General features: G+C 42.1%; 18 protein-coding genes. 9 read left to right on the top strand and 9 right to left on the bottom strand.

From position 1 onward, the window contains the following. Positions 1-7: 7 nt before the first annotated feature. The 3 genes from OCU46_RS08025 (at position 8) to OCU46_RS08015 (ending at position 2,136) form a co-directional block, all read left to right on the top strand. Positions 8-628, top strand: a complete 621-nt coding sequence (locus tag OCU46_RS08025; RefSeq protein WP_141268282.1) for an L-threonylcarbamoyladenylate synthase — start codon at positions 8-10, stop codon at positions 626-628. Positions 629-784: 156 nt separating this feature from the next. Beyond that, entirely contained in the window at positions 785-1,675 is an 891-nt protein-coding gene (gene rluB / locus OCU46_RS08020; protein ID WP_141268281.1) for a 23S rRNA pseudouridine(2605) synthase RluB, read from the top strand. A 119-nt stretch (positions 1,676-1,794) separates the two neighbouring features. Beyond that, positions 1,795-2,136, top strand: a complete 342-nt coding sequence (locus OCU46_RS08015; protein ID WP_141268280.1) for a thioredoxin family protein — start codon at positions 1,795-1,797, stop codon at positions 2,134-2,136. A gap of 129 nt (positions 2,137-2,265) precedes the next feature. Here OCU46_RS08015 and OCU46_RS08010 read toward each other — a convergent pair whose 3' ends face one another. Further along, positions 2,266-2,934, bottom strand: coding sequence for an NADPH-dependent FMN reductase (locus tag OCU46_RS08010; protein WP_141268279.1), 669 nt, complete (start codon positions 2,932-2,934; stop codon positions 2,266-2,268). A 147-nt stretch (positions 2,935-3,081) separates the two neighbouring features. Here OCU46_RS08010 and OCU46_RS08005 point away from each other — a divergent pair, with 147 nt between their 5' ends. After that, a complete protein-coding gene (locus OCU46_RS08005) occupies positions 3,082-3,339 on the top strand; it encodes an HP1242/YdcH family protein (protein ID WP_208733507.1) in 258 nt (85 codons plus the stop codon). Positions 3,340-3,464: 125 nt separating this feature from the next. On the opposite strand, the gene OCU46_RS08000 is transcribed toward OCU46_RS08005, so the two are convergent. The 8 genes from OCU46_RS08000 to OCU46_RS07965 form a co-directional block, all read right to left on the bottom strand. Continuing rightward, positions 3,465-4,067, bottom strand: coding sequence for a GTP-binding protein (locus OCU46_RS08000; RefSeq protein WP_141268277.1), 603 nt, complete (start codon positions 4,065-4,067; stop codon positions 3,465-3,467). A gap of 194 nt (positions 4,068-4,261) precedes the next feature. Next, entirely contained in the window at positions 4,262-5,272 is a 1,011-nt protein-coding gene (locus OCU46_RS07995) for a patatin-like phospholipase family protein (protein ID WP_337972440.1), read from the bottom strand. Between the two features lie 253 nt (positions 5,273-5,525). Further along, positions 5,526-8,636, bottom strand: a complete 3,111-nt coding sequence (locus tag OCU46_RS07990) for an efflux RND transporter permease subunit (RefSeq protein ID WP_141268275.1) — start codon at positions 8,634-8,636, stop codon at positions 5,526-5,528. Then, a complete protein-coding gene (locus OCU46_RS07985; protein ID WP_167495314.1) occupies positions 8,633-9,721 on the bottom strand; it encodes an efflux RND transporter periplasmic adaptor subunit in 1,089 nt (362 codons plus the stop codon). Before OCU46_RS07985 ends, OCU46_RS07990 begins: the two co-directional genes overlap by 4 nt. Positions 9,722-9,723: 2 nt before the next feature. Further along, entirely contained in the window at positions 9,724-10,755 is a 1,032-nt protein-coding gene (locus tag OCU46_RS07980) for an efflux RND transporter periplasmic adaptor subunit (protein ID WP_141268273.1), read from the bottom strand. A gap of 458 nt (positions 10,756-11,213) precedes the next feature. Next, positions 11,214-11,900, bottom strand: coding sequence for a DUF3313 domain-containing protein (locus tag OCU46_RS07975; RefSeq protein ID WP_141268272.1), 687 nt, complete (start codon positions 11,898-11,900; stop codon positions 11,214-11,216). A gap of 268 nt (positions 11,901-12,168) precedes the next feature. Continuing rightward, a complete protein-coding gene (locus OCU46_RS07970) occupies positions 12,169-13,353 on the bottom strand; it encodes a phospholipase A (protein WP_141268271.1) in 1,185 nt (394 codons plus the stop codon). Positions 13,354-13,391: 38 nt separating this feature from the next. Next, a complete protein-coding gene (locus OCU46_RS07965) occupies positions 13,392-13,817 on the bottom strand; it encodes a hypothetical protein (RefSeq protein WP_141268270.1) in 426 nt (141 codons plus the stop codon). Between the two features lie 294 nt (positions 13,818-14,111). Here OCU46_RS07965 and OCU46_RS07960 point away from each other — a divergent pair, with 294 nt between their 5' ends. The 5 genes from OCU46_RS07960 (at position 14,112) to OCU46_RS07940 (ending at position 18,757) form a co-directional block, all read left to right on the top strand. After that, positions 14,112-14,324 (top strand): hypothetical protein, encoded by a 213-nt coding sequence (locus OCU46_RS07960; RefSeq protein ID WP_141268269.1) that lies wholly within the window; start codon positions 14,112-14,114, stop codon positions 14,322-14,324. A 13-nt stretch (positions 14,325-14,337) separates the two neighbouring features. Beyond that, positions 14,338-14,787, top strand: coding sequence for a hypothetical protein (locus tag OCU46_RS07955; RefSeq protein WP_141268268.1), 450 nt, complete (start codon positions 14,338-14,340; stop codon positions 14,785-14,787). A gap of 22 nt (positions 14,788-14,809) precedes the next feature. Then, entirely contained in the window at positions 14,810-16,522 is a 1,713-nt protein-coding gene (locus OCU46_RS07950; RefSeq protein WP_141268267.1) for an FAD-dependent oxidoreductase, read from the top strand. A 77-nt stretch (positions 16,523-16,599) separates the two neighbouring features. Further along, on the top strand, positions 16,600-17,736 hold the full coding sequence (locus OCU46_RS07945) for an HlyD family secretion protein (RefSeq protein WP_141268266.1): 1,137 nt from the start codon (positions 16,600-16,602) through the stop codon (positions 17,734-17,736). Further along, the gene (locus tag OCU46_RS07940) at positions 17,726-18,757 is read left to right on the top strand and encodes a DUF2955 domain-containing protein (RefSeq protein ID WP_141268265.1); all 1,032 of its coding nucleotides are present in this window, start codon (positions 17,726-17,728) and stop codon (positions 18,755-18,757) included. Before OCU46_RS07945 ends, OCU46_RS07940 begins: the two co-directional genes overlap by 11 nt. Positions 18,758-18,809 lie beyond the last annotated feature (52 nt).

Here is an 18,809-nt window from a genome sequence, read left to right as displayed (position 1 = left end):
AGATATGATGAGTCAGTATTTTTATGTTCATCCAGATAATCCGCAAGCGCGCCTTATTACACAAGCTGCCGCTATCATTCGCAATGGTGGAGTAGTCATCTATCCTACAGATTCGGGTTATGCTCTTGGGTGTCAGCTAGAGAACAAATCCGCACTGGATCGCGTGTGTCGAATTCGTAAAATCGATGACAAACACAACTTCACCTTGTTATGTCGAGATCTCTCAGAGCTTTCCTTATATGCACGTGTAGACAATAGCGCGTTTCGTTTATTGAAAAACAATACACCAGGTGCGTATACCTTTATCTTCAAAGGAACAAAAGAGGTGCCTCGTCGTCTAATGAATGCGAAGCGTAAAACCATAGGTATTCGTGTTCCGGACAATAAGATTGCGCTGGATTTATTGGAAGCTTTGGGCGAACCGATGATGTCGACGACCCTTATTTTGCCTGGCAATGATGTGACTGAATCTGATCCAGAAGAGATCAGAGATAAGCTAGAGCATGCGGTAGATTTGATCATCAACGGTGGCTACTTAGGTGAACAACCGACAACGGTTATTGATTTCAGTGAAGATGAACCGGTTATCGCACGTCGTGGAGCAGGGGATACAGCTCCGTTTGAATAACAAGTATTTTCTAGTAAAATCAACGACTTGTTAAGCCTAAAAAATGCAATAAATATTGGGTGATTTTCGGTTGGGTTTTTGAGATACTACGCGACCGCAATTTCTGCGAAACACTACTTCATCCGACGTCTGAGAAGACGACACAAAGGTAACTAAATGAGCGAAAAATTACAGAAAATTTTAGCACGCGCTGGTCATGGATCTCGCCGCGAACTTGAGAGTTTAATTAAATCAGGTCGCGTAAGCGTTAATGGTCAGGTAGCCACGCTAGGAGAGCGCTTAGAAGATGACTTAGCGGTTGTCCGTATTGATGGACATCAAGTGTCAATCAAAGCTCCTGAAGAAGTAGTGTGTCGTGTTCTTGCTTACTACAAGCCAGAAGGCGAGTTGTGTACTCGTCACGATCCAGAAGGTCGTCGCACGGTATTTGATCGTCTTCCAAAAATTCACGGTGCTCGTTGGATCTCTGTGGGTCGATTGGATGCAAACACCTCAGGCCTATTGCTGTTTACTACCGATGGTGAACTTGCAAACCGTCTAATGCACCCAAGCCGCCAAGTTGAGCGTGAATATCTAGTGCGTGTATTTGGTGATGTAAACGAGCAAAAGGTACGTAACCTAACTCGTGGCGTGCAACTTGAAGATGGTATGGCGCGCTTCGAAGACATCGTTTACGCTGGTGGTGAAGGTATGAACCATACCTTCTACGTAGTAATTAACGAAGGCCGTAACCGTGAAGTTCGTCGTCTTTGGGAGTCACAAGACACCACAGTGAGCCGTCTTAAGCGTGTTCGTTACGGTGACATCTTCCTAGAGAAGAAGCTACCTCGCGGGGGATGGATGGAAATGAACCTAAAACAGGTTAACTACCTTCGTGAACTTGTAGAGCTTCAACCAGAGAAAGCGACAGTGATAGACGAGCGCAACACCTCTCGTAACCGTGAACGTTCTCGTTCTCAAAAAATCCGTCGTGCAGTACGTCGTCACGAGGAGCGTATCACCTCTAATGGCCCAGCTAAACGCAAGCCAAAGAAAGCTCGTAAGTAGCGTTTAAAAACAGATTCAAGAAGCGACTCGAATGAGTCGCTTTTTTTATACCTACAATATGGATTTAAAAGATAAACTGTTCGTATCAGTAACTAAGTGAACCTTAAAAGGGATTGAATATGAATGGCATTCAGCTTGGCTTTAATAATGAGTATTCAGAAATTGCGCCAACAATTGAGGAAGTACAGTTTCTCTCTGGGTATGCAATCCTAGAATTTGGAGCGCCATGGTGCCCCCATTGCCAAACTGGGGAAGTGGCAGTCCAACAAGCACTTGAAGAGATCTCTCCTCAGCTTCATATTAAGATCTTTGATGGCAAGGGCAAAAAGCTTGGGCGCCTATTTTCTGTGAAACTTTGGCCCACATTAATCTTGCTAAAAGAGGGCTGTGAGATAGACAGAATTGTGCGGCCTACTACGGTTGAAGATGTGCGAAAGCTCACTGCGCTTATTGAAGAGTAACATGGCCTATAGCCGAAATTACTCTGGTTGTATGGACTGCAGATTTCCCCATGGCTGAAGCGCTATATAAACTGCTGGAGCTAATAGTGATTAGCTCCTTTATAAAGCAGTAGTTGCAGCAAAGGTTCGTTAACTCTTACCCGGTGCATTTCTTTGCGACGGTGAATCTTTAAAGGCTTTACTTGTAGTTAACGGATCAACTAGATCCCTTTGTTGTTGACTGGCCTGCGCCCACCACACCAACTGCGCTAGAGTTCTATACAAGTATTCATCCCATTGTGTTTGGTCGTCAGGATTGAGAGTGTGGCCTGTTTCATCAAACACTTCTTGCGCACAAGGCAGGTGAACCATTGCAGAAACTGGAAGGCAGCCTAATTCCGAAAGGAAGGTACGCATAGAGATCGCCGCTCTTGCACCACCCCATTGCCCTGCAGAGTAGGTGACAATGGCGCTGGGTTTGAACGAGAAGAGTGAACTGCCAAAGTGATTCAAAAGGTGCGCGAGTGCAGGGCTCATAGAGTGGTTGTACTCGGGGCTAACCATCACATAAGCATCAGCATTTTTTATTTTTGCAGCAAGGTTTTCTAAATCTTCAGGTACTAGTTTACGACTGTAGGCAAACTCAGGTTTAAAAACGCCCCCGGTGTCGTAATCTAAAGGGTCAATGATCTCAACAGTGTTGCTAGGAAAAGCGTTATTGAGTAGGTGAGAGCAGGCAAGACACACTCGCTCGCCCAGTCGTTTAGGACGGGGTGGACCACTAGTGCGACTGGAGCCTAAAAAAATCAGAATGTTCAAAGTCTATCTTCCTTGAGTGAATTGAAATCAGTAATGGTAGCGAACAAGCGTAACTAAACCCATCTTTTTTCAGTTTGGGTACTGTGCCACATTTCTCAAAATAACATGCTCCTATACTGAGAGAAGTTCAATCAAAAGGAGATGCCGATGCTCAATGAAAATCATGCGTTTATTTTGGATTTTCCGGAACTAAAATTAGACATTGTTCAGTTAAATCATGACGATCCAACCTTTAAAGCGGCTATGCAAAAGTACCATGAATTGGATTATGATATCCGAGAACTAGAGGTATCAGGAAGTCCTATCGATGATGCCAATATGCACGATCTTAAGCTACAGCGTATGCAAATAAAAGACGAGCTCTATGAGCAATTAACTAAGCATCATCAAGAAGTAACCAACTAGTTCTACTATTCAAATTACCTAAAAAAGGGCTCGGTTAGTGTGTTTGAACTAGAGCCCTACTCTTAGGGGCGGATACGCCTTCAATGTCCACACCCTTGCGAGTCAATTTTGCGTGGTCATTATCTTTATTTATTAGTTTGTGGTTTTGTATCCGGTATGTGATCCATGATGAGCTGTTGCTTTTCAGTACTGACTTTAAGTGCTTCAGCGGTGATTTGTATTGAATTAGCCATTGCGGAGATATTACCTGTCGCTCGAACTAAGGTTTGCTGCATCGGTTTCAAAATGAGCAAATAGATAGCGAGCAAAGACAGCACTATCACGATCACAATGACACTTAAAGCGACGATCAATTTGAGCTGCACATCATCCATCAAGGTTTGACTTGTTTGCTGAAAAGCGACTCGTGATTGCTCTAGTGTATTGGGTAACCCACGCAGAGATTGGCTTGTTGTTAAGGTCAACTCATTAACACTATTGATGGTCTTATCAAGTGCCTGCTTTTGGTCGTCACTGAGATTGGGATTATCAACTATCGCCTTTAAAGAATCAGAAATAGATTCTAAAGATTGCGTCGCTTGTTGTGCATATTGCTCCATACCATCGAGATCTAGCGTCATATCAACGTTGATAAGCGGGCGTTGTGGCTCGGACTCCTTAGACTCAGCTGCTAACGAAATTGAAGATATACAGAGCAAGACAAACGTGATTAGCCATTGTTTTCGCATGAGTTTTCCTTTTCTCAGAGGTATGAGAATACTGTAGAGAATAACCTTGGGTATTGCGAATTGGTTTGTAGGTTAGTTTGAAGAGGCACGCAGTCAGATTTTTACTGTTTCTCTAAAGCGTTAGAGCGATGAATAAGTAGCCTTAGCTATTTTTCATCGCTCATAAGAGTAGGTGCTAAACGAGTCTTCTGCGCTTATTTGATACTTTGAGTTCGGTATGTCGGTGGTTCATGATCCCAGACTAAACCTTGTTTTGTTTGTTCATATCCGTAGTCGTATAAAGCCCTCATATAGGGATTATCGAATTGTAATGAAGGGTCCTTTTCAGTGACAAAATCCTCTCCAATGTGGGAGAAATGGAAATTAGCTCCCGCAGCCACGGCTTGATGATAGATTTGCATCACATCACTTCGACCTTGGTACTTTATAATAGTGTCGAGAGAGCGAGAGGCCACGTTGGCTAATGTCATTTCAGTGGTTGCCCATCTTGGTAAAAACTCCCCGTTTCTAATCACATAGATATTAAGATCGTGACTTTTTTGAGGGTTCATAGAAGCGATATCCCAAGAGTCTGGAAACAAAAACACTTGTCTTGCAACGCCACCATCCACATGTACTTCTTGATAAGTTTGTCCATCAATCTGCACATCAATTTGTACTGCAGGCATTGCCCCAGGAACTGCGGTAGACGCTAGAATGATATTTTCAAATAGAGCTTCAGACTCTTTGGTTCCAATTGCAGCAATTTCTCCCATATTCCAGACAGACAGTCGCTGAGTATCTAGATTTGTGGTACCGATGAGCAGCGCCTTTCCTTGGGCATGTTTCTCTGCCACTTTCTCCAGAATGTTAGGTGTTATGGTATCTCGCAGCATGTTCTCGAACGGTTCTATATCCAACACTGAGGTGCTGTTGATGATCGAAAAAATCGATTTCTTACTATAGAGATCTTCGTCGCTAGAGTTTGTGTAAAAATCGATAATTTCATAATCATAGTCGCTGCCAAGAAACGCAAATACCGAGATAATAGCGCCTGTACTAACTCCAGTGACAATATCAAAATCGGGTCTTTCCCCAGAATCACTCCAAGCGGAGAGTACTCCTGCTCCAAAGGCTCCATTTGCACCTCCTCCGGACAAAGCGAGGATATTCTTATCTGCTTTATCCGAACTGGCTTGCTCAAGCTTTGTGGCAAATTTTGCCATGCGTTCGCCACTCGTTGTATCGCCCCATACTCGAATGTTCGGATTGTCTAGGGGTTGAACTGTATTAGTGAACTCTCTGGGTACATTTGCGTGCTCGGGACTTTGAGCACAACCCGTAATCAGGGCTGTAAAAAAGAGTAAGTAGGGGAGGCGCTTCATGTTGTTCCTCAAATTTAACAAATTGATTGTGAGTTGCGCCATGTGCATGGATGTGACAATTGATTCGACACACCCATACATTTTGGCTTTAGTATTACGGTTCAACACTGACATTGTGAATGACTTTGTAAAGCACAGGTACCACAAGCAATGTAAGGATAGTCGCGAACCCTAGCCCAAACATTATCGTCACTGCCATTGGTTTAAAGAAAGTGTCAGGCAGCAATGGAATCATGCCTAGTATAGTGGTGATAGCCGCCATACATACGGGACGAACACGGCTCAGTGAGGCATCAACAATCGCATCAAAAGGCTGTTTCCCTTGCATCAACTCAATATTGATCTGGTCAAGCAACACTATGCCGTTTTTCAATAACATGCCTGATAAACTTAAGAATCCCAGTAATGCCATAAACCCAAAAGGCGTATTTAACAGTAACAACCCACTTGAAACACCAATGATGGACAGGGGCACCGTTAGCCAAACGATGATCGGCTCTTTTAATGAGTTGAACAAAAACACGGTGACGATGAACATAAACAGGTATCCGAGAGGCATACTACTGAACAGTGATGCTTGAGCATCTCGTGAGGATTCATACTCGCCACCCCATTCAATACTGTAGTCCGTTGGCAGCTGAATATTGTCGATTTTAGCCGCCAGCCTTGCCTGTAATGTCGCTGCGGTTTCGTTGCCTAAAATATCGGGATCAGCCATAACCGTCAGAGTTCTCTTGCGGTTCTTTCGCAAGATCAGCGGCTCTTCCCAACGTGTTTCATAACCCAGCAGTACTTGTTGCAGTGGGATGTAGCCACTTAGAACCGGGCTCCATATCTGCAAGCTATTAATATTGCTAACATCTTTACGCTCATTTAAGGGTAGACGAGCGACGATAGGCATCAGTGCTGTCCCATCACGATATAGACCAACGCTGGTTCCGGAATATGACATTTGCAGTAAATCGTCGACGTCTTTCTTGGATATTCCATAACGTCGAGCCTGACTTTCATTAAACTTCGGTTCGATGATCTTAGTGCGCTCTCTCCAATCGTGGCGTATGTTGTGAGCTTGATTGTCGGCGTGCATGATGTCACTGACTTGACTGGCGATACTTCGCAATATCGTAGGATCTGAGCCAATAATACGAGCTTCAATCTTAGCGCCGCCGCCGGGACCGAGTTCAATCTTCTTCAATTTATAATCAATGTCGGGATGCGTTTGGTTGATGTGGGAGCGAAGACCTGACATCAACTCATCCATCTCACTTTCCGAAGAAACTCTTACAGCCAGTTCACCATAAGCGGCATAGCTTTTTTCTGGCGTGTAGGTGAGCATGAATCGCTGCAACCCCTTGCCGACGGTTGTCGTTACGTTCAATACCGTTGGCTTCTCTGACAACCACTCTGCGAGCGTTTCAACTTTCGTATTGGTTGCTCGAATATCTGTACCTTCAGGCATCCAAACATCAACCATGAACATAGGTGTTGAAGATGCAGGAAAAAAGGCTTTCTTCACATGAGAAAAACTGTAAACACCGCCAGCAAGCATCACTATTAGAACGAAGATCGTCATCCATGCACGTGTCATGCATAATTGAAGCGCTTTCCTGTAGAGCGTAAAAACGAAACCAGAATATGGGTCAGCGTTGCGATCACTACCGATAACACTCTTCTTGGTTTCTTTGAAGAATAGATTGGCAAAAAAGGGTGTCAGTGATATCGCCGTAAACCAACTTAATAGCAAAGAAATCAACAACACAGAGAATAGAGTACGGGTGTATTCACCAGTTGAATCATCTGATAAGCCTATTGGAGCAAAAGCAGTAACAGCAATAATGGTTGCGCCTAGTAGTGGCCATATTGTCTGCTTTACGATGGCATTGGCCGCTTGTAGTTTAGTTTGGCCTCTTTGAGTGCCTATTAATATCCCTTCGACCACCACAATGGCATTATCAACGAGCATACCCAGTGCGATGACCAATGCACCCAATGAAATACGCTGCAATTCAATACCTAGGTATTGCATAAAGATGAAGGTACCCAAGACGGTCAGCAGCAGAATGAGACCGATCAGTAATCCCGACTTAAGTCCCATGAAGAACAGCAGTACGATGATGACAATTGCGACAGCTTGAGCCAAGCTGATGATAAAACCACTTACTGACTTTTCAACTTCAGTGGGTTGGCTATAGATTTCAGCGATGTTGATGCCAACGGGTTGTTGGTTCTTTAGCTCTTCCAATCGTGAATTGAAGTGTTTTCCCACTTCAACGACATTAACCCCTTCGCCGAACGAGACACCCATGTGCAGAGCAGGTAAACCGTCAAACGTAATTAAATTCGAAGGTACTTCTACATAGCCTCGATGGATTGTTGCAACATCTCTAAGAAAGATAGCCCCATGAGAACCTCCTTCTTGTAATAGTAAGTCACCCAGTTGATCAACATGCTGAAACTCGCCGGTTGGATGAATGTGGATGTATTCTTTACCCACACGAACCGCACCCGCTGGCGACACGATGTTCTGTGTCGCTAGCAGTTGGTTGATTGTGTTAGGTGCAATGCCTAAGTTGCTGAGCTCTTTTATAGAGATCTCAATGAAAACTTGTTCTTGCTGCTCGCCGGATACAGTGACCTTGCCGACACCATTGACCAGCTCCAATTCTCTTTTCAGATAATCTACGTAATCAAGTAGCTCTTTGTTATTGTAATCTTGACCCGATACCGCGAGTAGAATGCCATACACATCGCCGAAGTCATCGATTACTTGGGGAGGGTTAACTCCGGGAGGAAGTTGAGCTTGAACATCGTTGACCTTTCGTCTCAACTCATCCCAAATCTGAGGTAGGTCATCGGGACCATAGTTCTTCTTCATGGTAACGGTGATCTGAGACAATTCACGACTCGAGATCGAATTGACTTCGTCAATATAAACCAACTGCTGAATTGCTTTTTCCAGTGGGTAGGTTAATTCTTCTTCCACTTGAGTTGGTGAAGCGCCAGGGTAGCTTGTCACCACCATAGCGTCTTTTATTGTAAATGCAGGGTCTTCAAATCTGCCCAATTCAAAAAAGGCGCTGATACCGCCAATAACAAAAATTAGCGTAATCATCCAACTGATGACTTTGTTTTTAATAAAGTAAGACGCGATACCTTTGTCTTCTGTATCAGAGCATTTCTTCGATTGTTGTTCAGTGTTACTCATTGTTTTGCCTCTGATCTCATAGGTTTAACCAGCATGCCATCACGCAAGCGCCCCATACCTCCGGTGATCACTGTTTCATTGCTTTCAAGCCCGCTAGTGACAAGCAATTGATGGTGATTTAACTGGTTGCCTTTTACTTGCTTTAGTTGGACTAAGTTGCTGTCACTTAGCGTCCAGACAAACTTGTTGTCTGGATGTGGAGGATAGCCATCTGGAATCACAACGGATTCAATTGGAATCGTGGTCATGAACGGAGAGTGGCCTTTGTAGGTGAAGTCTGTTAATACTTCGGCTGACATCCCATCAAATAAGTGAACGTCGTTTGGAATGGGCATTGATAACGTCACACGATAGGCTGCGGTTTGATGATTTTTTTCGCTGGTAAATTCTTTTAAGTTGGCTTCATGTAGGCCTTCACTGCCGATTTTCACTTGAGCACGAACACTTTTCTTGTCTATACCATGCGGAATGTGGGCGATGACCTGATCCGCTACCTGAAGCGTTACGTCAATATTCTCTGAGTCGTGAATATTGACGATAGGTTGCCCCGTTTTTACATTTTCATGCCTTTCTACGTGAACACGGGAAATGACTCCATCTCTGGGAGCAATAAGTTGGCTGAATGACAACCTTAATTTGGCCAACTCATACTCAGCCTTTGCAAATCTACGTCTCGCTGTGATCTCATCAAACTGAGATTGAGCGAGCATCCCTTGTTTGACTAAACGGTGAGAACGAGTGAACTGTTGATCAATGGCTGCAAAAGAGGCATAAGTGTTCTTCACGTTGAGCTGAAAATCTGATGGTTCTAATTCTGCAAGCAGCTGCCCTTGCTTGACTAAGTCACCTTCGCTCACATAAAGAGAGATAACTTTGCCGCCAGCTCGAAAGCTCAACTCCGCGCGATCACGAGCCTCAAGAACGGCAGGGTAATACAAGGTAGTGTCTTCGTGCTCTAAAGAGTAGGGAGTCAGCGTTTTAACTTGCACTATAGGAACAAGGGTTGAAGTATTTTCAACTTGATCGCTACACCCTGCGATCAGGCCTAATAAGCCTAAGGCTAAGTAGTTGTTATACTTATTCATCGTTATAAACCTCTTTCTTTTACCCATTGGTGTACTTTCATTCCCTCGGTAATATCTCTGACTCCTGATGCGACGATGACGTCATGCTCATTCAGTCCAAAAGCAAGGGACTGAGCGCTATTGATTACATCAATCTCGACTTTCTTTGCTTGTCCGGATGAGGTCACTTTCCAAACAAAGGTCTGTCCGTTTTCTTGAAAATAGCTTGCCTCAGGCAGCTGTAATGTTTCCGACTTCATCGCCAGTTCAACATTGCCCGACATGCCTGGCATGATGTTGAGAGTGTCCGGGTTTGGGAAAGTCATAGTGGCTTTGTAGGTGTTAGTAGACGGGTCGCTTTCGCTGTCAATTTCAAGTTTGTGTAAAGCAAATGATTGCTCAGGGAAAGCACTCAGCTTAAGTGTTGGATGCGAAATATCACCTGCATTGAGTTCATGTAATACAGAGGCTGGGATATAAAACTCGGCTTTGAGTAGATCGGTAGATTGCACATTTAGCACCATTTGTTCTTGGTTGATGTACTCATGGTTCTCAACATGAATGATGGAAATCTGGCCATCAAACGGAGCGTAGAGTTTGGTGTAGCTTAGGTTCAGTTTTGCTTGCTCTAAGTTCGACTTTGCTGACAAATAGGTTGCTAAAGCCTCTTCAAAGTCCTGCTCTGAAACGATATTGCCTTTTCTGAGCTTAGCCGCGCGCTGGTGCTGTACTTTTGCGAGGTCATAGTTAGCTTGTGCTTGTTCCACAAACAATGAATGTTCATCCGATTTGAGTAATGCAAGTGTCTCTCCCTTTAATACTTGGTCACCAGACTTAACCTGTATTTGGTCTAACTGACCAGGTATGCGAAAGCTCATAATGGTTTTTTGACCTGCATCTAAGAAGGCAGGAAATTCACGAACATTCACATTCGAGTTTGCAGGAATGGTATGCAGCTTGACAGGTCGAGAGTATGAACTCTCCATATGATCGTCTTTACTACATCCAGAAATTAGTGATAGAGCAATAATCAAGGTGATAGAAGGGGTTTTCATTTTCTCATGCCTATAATTAATCTTGTTTTATTTATTGGGGTGATCGATTTATTTAACCGAGAGCTACTAACTAGTGAAGAGAAACTAGAACTATGTCTTTTAATAATGCTTAAATAAAAATTCTTGATAAAAAGTAGCTCTGATATATATAGTTACATTCCTAATTACCTAATTGAATGTGTGTCAAATCTACTTTAATTAGTATTCTGATAAAGAATGTCTACTTATTATTACTCTCTGTCATAACTAATATATTAATGAGTAAAAGTCTTGATAGTCGATTTTGTGCAAAACCCATCATAGTTGATGCAAATTTGATACTTTTGGCTTAGCTAGAAAAGCGACTAGTTTAAACTAGTCGCGATATAGGGTAGGAAGGTCGCTTGCGTTAACAAATGAAATAGGGACTACTTGAACTATGATGTCGTAGATTTTTTTAAATCATCGCCTTATTCTTTTTATTGATGAGCAGAGTCCATACGCTCTTTTGCTTTAATTGCCCAAAAATCTAGGGTCGGCATAAGTAGTTCGGTATTGAGATCCTCTGCCACTTGAACTGAGGTTTTTTGTGCAGATTTTTGCACGACCATAGCGACCTTGTCGTTGGTAAGGCTATCAGTGGCGTGGGCTTCCATACTTATGATAGCGACCCTATCTCGTGCTCCTGCGACTTCTTTTGCAACATTAATGACAAGCGCAACTGGGATAAGTTGATAGACCTTGATGTCTTGCTTTGTTAACTCGGTTCCCGAGATAGTAGCGCTAATGCGCAATACGTCTTGACCAGGTTCATTAACTACTTCATAGGTGGTGGAGAAGTGCTTTTCTAAAGCCTGTTGGAAGTATTGAGTCGACTCATCAATAACGTCTTGAGACACACCAAAATCTTCCTTTGCTGTTTTCTGAACAGCAACCGGATCAATCAATACTTTTGTATATTGACTTAGCTTCTCATCAGAGTGAATCCAATTACGTGAGCCTGGGTGATTTTCGTCTTGTTGTAACATGACGTAATCATCTTGTAACCATCCAGAGTAGTCATTGTCACTGATGGATGAGTTATTTGCACAGCCTGTTAATACCAATGTAAGACCGGCTAAAATAATAGATAAAGACTTTTTAAATATTTTATTCGAATCGCTCATGATTTACCCTACTTAATTAAGTTTATTTTTATCTTGGCAATTTCAATAAATATTGGTGTTTGCCAAATAACGTGTTTTGTTGAGATAAATATAAGTTTTGTAGGGTGTATTTTGTGGTTATGGACTGTATCTAGCCAAAAAGGTCACTTTGATATGTGATCTTTCCTTTTATGTAAAAATGGGGTGACGCTTTAAGCTGGCATTGGTTGAAATAGCGTAAAAGGCAGTCTATTCCGATGGATAGACTGCCAATAAGTTCTCTTACCTGTTATCGAACAACGGCAAAACCAATTCTTAATGTTTCCTCTTTTTCTGAGTAATTGAGTAAGGTTTCGCTGTAACCATTAAAGTATTTAGCATAAGCGTAAAGGTCTAAGTTTTTGCCAAACATGTGGCTAAGGGGATATGAGACATCTAGCTCAAAACTCGTTCCCTTGTTCGCGGGACGAACACTGGTACTAATCGCAATCCCATCCAATGAGATCACTTTAGCCTCAAATTCCATATAGCCTTTGTAGTACTTTAGGTCTGGATTGGTTTCATTGTCATTTCGAACGTAGGCCCACATAGTATGAGAAAGTTGTAGCTCATAGTCGTCTATGAGAGGCAGGGAAATTTCAGGCTGCATATAAGCATAGTTGGTACTTCTGGACTGATCACCTTCTTGTCCATTGGACTCATGTAACAAACCAAGTTGAAGCTGTAGAGTCGAGTTACCTGGCCATCCCAATGAGATATCGTTGAACCGATAATAAAATTCGGGCATGTAGCTCGTATCTTCAAAAGGTTTAGATTCAGATTCTAAATCCCATAGAGATTTTTGGGTAAATCCTAAGTGAAAACCTGCCATCCAAGGATGATTACTCGTGATCGCACCAGTACCGTTAAAAATTCGATAGCTGAAACTAAATTGAAAGCTGCTGTCTTCTAATCCGTCATTGACGCCCAGTAGAAAGTACATTGGCTTATAAGGACTAAAGGCATCTTGGTAGACTTTTTTCTCATGCTTATTGGCCTGAGAGGGCGCAGACTTCGGTTGAGTTTCTGGCTTTGAGACATAGAGAAATAAGCTCGAGTTGCTTGTATCAGGAATGTCTATTTGAATGCTTCGCTCAATCTGTTTGGGAAGCGTAACGGTGTAGTTCACCTTGATGAAACTGTTACCCTTGAGTTTGCTTTGCCTAATTTCGGGGATCAGTTTGCCTACAACATTAGAGCTTTGACTTTCTGTATTAATAGTCATTGGCAAAGTTGACGAAACGACATCGTCAACATATTTAGTGCTAGGTGAATTATTGTAAATATATAAAGATACTGTAATTTCTTCACCCGCAGAGACTGCGCTTGAATCTTGAATTGTCGCTACTCTTTCAATATCAGCACTGAATGACACTGGTGAAGATAAAACTAAGAGCAAGCCTAACATCAAGGTGCGTGACTTATTAAACAGCATAATATTATTCCTCTATGAAAGTAGGCAAACTAGGATTATTAAAAGTTTCTTTGGCTGTTAAGTAGATCGCGATAGAAAATACGACCAAGCTTATCTTTTTGATGCTCATTGAGAACATTGAATACAGAGTGCTTAAACTTCATTTCTTGTAAAACGACAGTTTTTTCATATTGATGTATTTGATCAATAAAATTAGAGAGGGAGTCGATATCCAACTCAGTTTCGGTTAATAACTCGAATTGTTGCTCTCTAATTGATACCAATGAACCCCAAGGTATAACTTCTATGTTCGATCTATATTCGTAGTAGAACTCGTCTATTAGTGCTTTTTGTTCCACAGTAACACCGAGTTCACTTGAAAGTTGGTTGAAATATGACTTGTTAATTACATTGTCATTAGGTGCACTTGATAGGCTAGGTATATAGCATAGAGATGCCACTATTAGTAATAGTGATTTCTTCATTTCTAATCTCACTCTATTATTTAATTTGCGATGATATTAAACCTAAGTGATATGGCGTTCATATATATGGATAGCTTCTATGCATTATTTCGGTTGTTGGTATGTAATCTATCCATTCTTGAATTTATGGTCATTCCTATCCTTTTACACACTCTATGGATGGACAGAATCTATCACTTGCATGTGATAAATGATGGATTTGTGACGAGAGAGTTTTCTCTAGAAATTACACGTTATATTTAACAACAGGAACGAAAACTAAGTGCATGAATTAAATGTAATTTGAGAGGTTTTATGAAATTGGGGTACTTAAACGGAATACTAGAAGCAGAAGAGAAGTTGAGAGCCTTCGGTGGCGATACTCGCAAAGCTTATCAATGGTTGAACGATGAAGCTAGGGCCATTGGCAAGGATTATCGTTGGAGTAGCTGGTTAAATGGCGCCAATGATTACTTAGTTCACTTTATCAAAAGCAATATCAAGCCAATATCTACCGCTATTAATTAATAGGTGAATTTTGATGGAGGTTCTAAAAAAGGATGTAGTAGAGATTAATTGCTTACAGAAAAAGTTCTTGATGTTCTTAATCCTTACATTTGTTGATTTTATGGTGCTGGGGTTATTTGGGGAGTTCTGGATCAATGTACATATAGACAGCTTTTCTATAGGACTTTTGGCTGCGGCAATATTGCAATTGTTGTTAAGAGTATCTGTGTTATTAGAAAGCAAGATAGTTCTTGTAACAAATAGATTTAACGCAAGAATAAAAGTAATTTCTAAAGTGGTACTAACGTGGTGTCTTCTGTTTTTTTCTAAGCTGTTAATGTTAGAGATTATTGATTTTATCTTTGGAGATAAAATTGATTTTTCAGGAGTGCTAGACGGAGTAATAGCATTTATCGTTGTGGTTATAACGATGGTGATCTCCGAAGTTATGATAAGAAGATTTTATCTTCTTCTAAGAAGCTAATGTTAATATTAAAGGTTTTATTATGATTAAGAAGATTTTGATTGTTGGTGGTGTGGCTGGTGGAGCATCAGCAGCAGCTCGTTGTAGAAGATTAAATGAACACGCAGATATCATTATGTATGAACGCGGACCTGTAGTGTCATTTTCCAATTGTTGTTTGCCTTACCATATTTCTGGGGCAATGGAAGAAGACAAGTTGATACTCATGACTCCGGATAAGTTTAAGGCTTGGTTTAATATTGATGCGAGAATTAATAGTAATGTCATTGCAGTAAATAGTGATGAAAAATATATCGAAGTAGAAAACACTATCACTGGAGATGTGACTAAAGAATATTTCGACGCATTGGTACTATCCCCTGGTTCAAATCCAATTACGCCTCGATTTAATGGCTTGGAAGATATGCCGCACTATTGCTTGAAGACAGTACCTGATGTTTCCAAAATAATGTCATTCATAACCACTAATAGCCCAAGGCATATCACCGTTGTTGGCGGAGGCTTTATCGGACTAGAAGCGGCTGAAAACCTCAGAGAGAGAGGGATAGAAGTCACTCTTATTGAAGGCAGTGATCAAATTATCCCATTTGTAGACAAGGAAATGTCTTTTATCGGTCAATCAGAGCTCGTTTCTCATGGTGTGGAGGTCATTTTGAACACCCGTGTAGAGAGCTTTGCGAAAGGGAAAGTGATTCTCCAAACTGGCGGGGAGATTGAAACTGATGCTGTTATTTTGGCCATTGGAGTAATTCCGGCTACTGGCTTCCTTAAAGGCTCACGTGTCGATCTAACGGAAAAAGGTTATATCAAAGTTGATGAAAACTACCAAACGTCAGCCAAGAGTATTTATGCTGCGGGTGATGCCATTCTTGTGTCTCACCAAATCACAGGCGAGAAAATACCGTTAGCAATGGCGGGACCTGCCAATAAGCAAGGCCGTTTGATTGCAGATCATATCAATGGTCGTCAGATTCTGAACAAAGGCTACATTGGTAGCGGGGTAGTGAAACTGTTCAACATGAATATCGCTTCCACGGGTATGTCAGAAAAGACATTGAAAAACAGTGGCATTGATTATGACGTGGCTTATGCGGCTCCACCAAGCATCGTTGGAATCATGCCGGGCATGAACCTAGTTTATTCCAAACTCATTTTTGAAAAACAAACAGGTCGAATCCTAGGTGCACAATTTGCTAGTCGCGGAGCGTCAGATAAGCGTGCCGATGTCGTTGCAACAGCAATTAAAGCAAACATGACAGTAGAAGATCTCGCTGATCTCGAGTTGTGTTATGCCCCTTCTTTTGGAACAGGTAAGGATGTGGTGAATAAGATAGGTTACGTTGCCTCTAATTTGAATGATGGCTCAGTAGAGCAGGTTCGTTTTACTGAACTCTATTCACTGTTGGCTTACGGTGAACAAGTGATTGATGTTCGTGAAGAGGTTGAGTATGCAGCGGGTCGACTAAAAGGAACCCGCAATATTCCAATGAGCAGTTTGCGCTCAAGGCTCGATGAGTTGGATATGAATCGTACTGTTTACGTTCATTGCCGCACAGGGGAAAGAAGCTACAACATGACCAGAATGTTGAAGTCTCATGGGTTTGATGCAAAGAACGTAGCGGGAAGTTATGAGTTCACACGTATCTACGAAGAAACACAGCAAAATATAGACCCCTCTAGAGAGAATATCTTGATAGGGGCAGCACTTGGGTGTGCCAGTGATTTTGGCGAGTAAAAGATAGTTGAAAATAGCGGAGAGCAAAGTTTTGCTCTCTAAATTTTTACGCTAACAACCTACGTTTGGAGTAATTAGTGGATACGAAAACCAGCAGTCATCACGTGAACTTAGACGAATCAGTCACACCAAGTTCTGAATCGGTCAACAATGACGAACTATGGGTTCGTAAAGTAACTATGGCAAGCTTAGTTGCCTGTGTGTTGTTGCTTGCGTGGTACTTGGCCGCTGATCGTTTGACTCCATTTACAGACAACTCTCGTGTTAGAGCTTACGTGTTTCCTATTTCTGCTTCAGTTTCTGGGCAGGTAGTGGAATTACCGGTTATTAATAATCAATTGCTACAAGAAGGAGAGGTGCTTGCGCGAATTGATCCGGAAAAGTATCAACTTGCGGTTGAGAAAGCAGAGGCGGCTTTAGAACTTGCTGGATCTGAAGTTGGGGCAAAAACTGCAAATGTTGCCGTAGCCCAAGCCAATCTTGTTAAAGCGAAAACCAACTTGGAACTGGTTAAGGTGCAAGCTGATAGAATTCTTTCTGCAGGGCAGAAAGGTTTTGTCTCTAAAGCGGAAATTGACCGAGCAAATAGTCAGCTCGATAATGCGCAATCGGAGCTTGTTCGCTCGAAGTCGGTCTTAGAGCAAGCCAAACTCGAAGCGGGTATTAATGGAGATGGTAACCCTAGAGTTAAAAAAGCCGTTGCAGAACTACTTCAAGCTCAGGTTGATCTAGAGCACACGACAATTCGAGCGCCAAGTACAGGGCTTGTGGCGAATGTGCGTTATGACATCGGCGTGTATACCAATGTTGGTCAACCTATCATGACGTATATTTCAACGAAGCACTCATGGTTAGAAGCGTATTTGAGAGAAAATAACCTAGAGCATATTCAAGCCGGAAATGAAGTAGAGATCGTTTTTGATTCTGCGCCTGGTCGTGTTTTTAAAGGCTCGGTTAAAACCATCAGCTATGGGGTAGAGTTTAATGCCAGTTCGTCTGTCGGAAATTTGCAAACGCCAGTTGATAAAACAGGGTGGTTACGAGAAGCCCAAAGATTTCCTGTAACGATTGATTTTGTTGACCCGATACCAACGGGTGTACGTAGAGAGGGTGGTCAAGCAGACATTATTATTCATACCGAAGATTCTGGGGTGATGTATTGGCTTGGAAAGCTCTATATCCGATTGATGAGTGTGCTCAGTTATGTCTACTGACGCAACACTATCAACCCACAGTGAGCTGAACACAATAAACATCGATATCCTGCGCTACAGTATTGGCGTCGTGCTTCCAGTGATTATTATGGTGTTTTTCCAATGGGAAATGGCATATATCACGCCTACTTTGGTCACTTTAATGCTAGCACCGACTAGCCCAAAACTAACATCAAAAGTGATAAAAAGCATTGTACTTGCGCTAGTTGGAGCACTCTGTTTGGGAATTGTGTTAACGCGATTAGTCGCTACGTTTCCCTTGGTGGCGCTGATTGGTATTGGCTGGTCTCTCTATCTGATTTTCTATCGAGCTATCAAAGGAGACAACTTACTGATTACCGTGATTTGGTTAATGTCTGTGTTAGCTTATCCCTCAATGGCTGCATTGGATATTAATCTCAGCATAGATACCGCTCTTGGTGTGACAATTGCTTTCTTGCTCGCAATGGTCTGCTCGGTTTTGGTTCAGTTTGTGTTCCCTCCTCAGTCGAAAATTAGCTTACCTAAAGCCGAATTGAAGAATGCAACGGCTCGGAAAATAGCCGGATTGAATACACTGGTATTGCTACCGATTATTGCCGCTTTTTTAATGTTCGATTTACAAGTAGCAATGCTAACACTCATCTACGTAGGGATATTGGTGCTGAGTTCTGACCTGCAAAAAGGCATTCGAGCGTGCATGGGTGTGCTGCTTGCGAATTTGCTAGGCGGAATCATTGCGATCATTTGTTTTGAGCTTTTGGTAATGGTTCCAATAGCTCCCTTTTATGTCTTACTGATGTTTTTCGTCATCTCAAGTCTTGCAAGAGCGATTTTTACCAGTGAGAAAGGGGCGCTTTTAGCCTCGGCACTGAGTTGTTTAATGTTATTGCTGACTGATGTGACCAACACCACTGGCTTTGATATGGACTATGCCTTTTATGAAAGGTGGCTGTTTATCGCGTTGGCCAATCTTTATGTAGTGGGATGCTTTATGGTTCTTACTGCTATTGGTTGGCTGAAGATGGATTCGAACACATAGGGATAATGGATTGTATATTGACGGTTAGTTATTGATTAAAAAAGTGTTATTC

The sequence above is a fragment of the Vibrio comitans genome (genome assembly GCA_024346835.1).
Taxonomy (GTDB): Bacteria; Pseudomonadota; Gammaproteobacteria; order Enterobacterales; family Vibrionaceae; genus Vibrio; species Vibrio comitans.
This window is presented reverse-complemented; position numbering and strand designations above follow the sequence as displayed.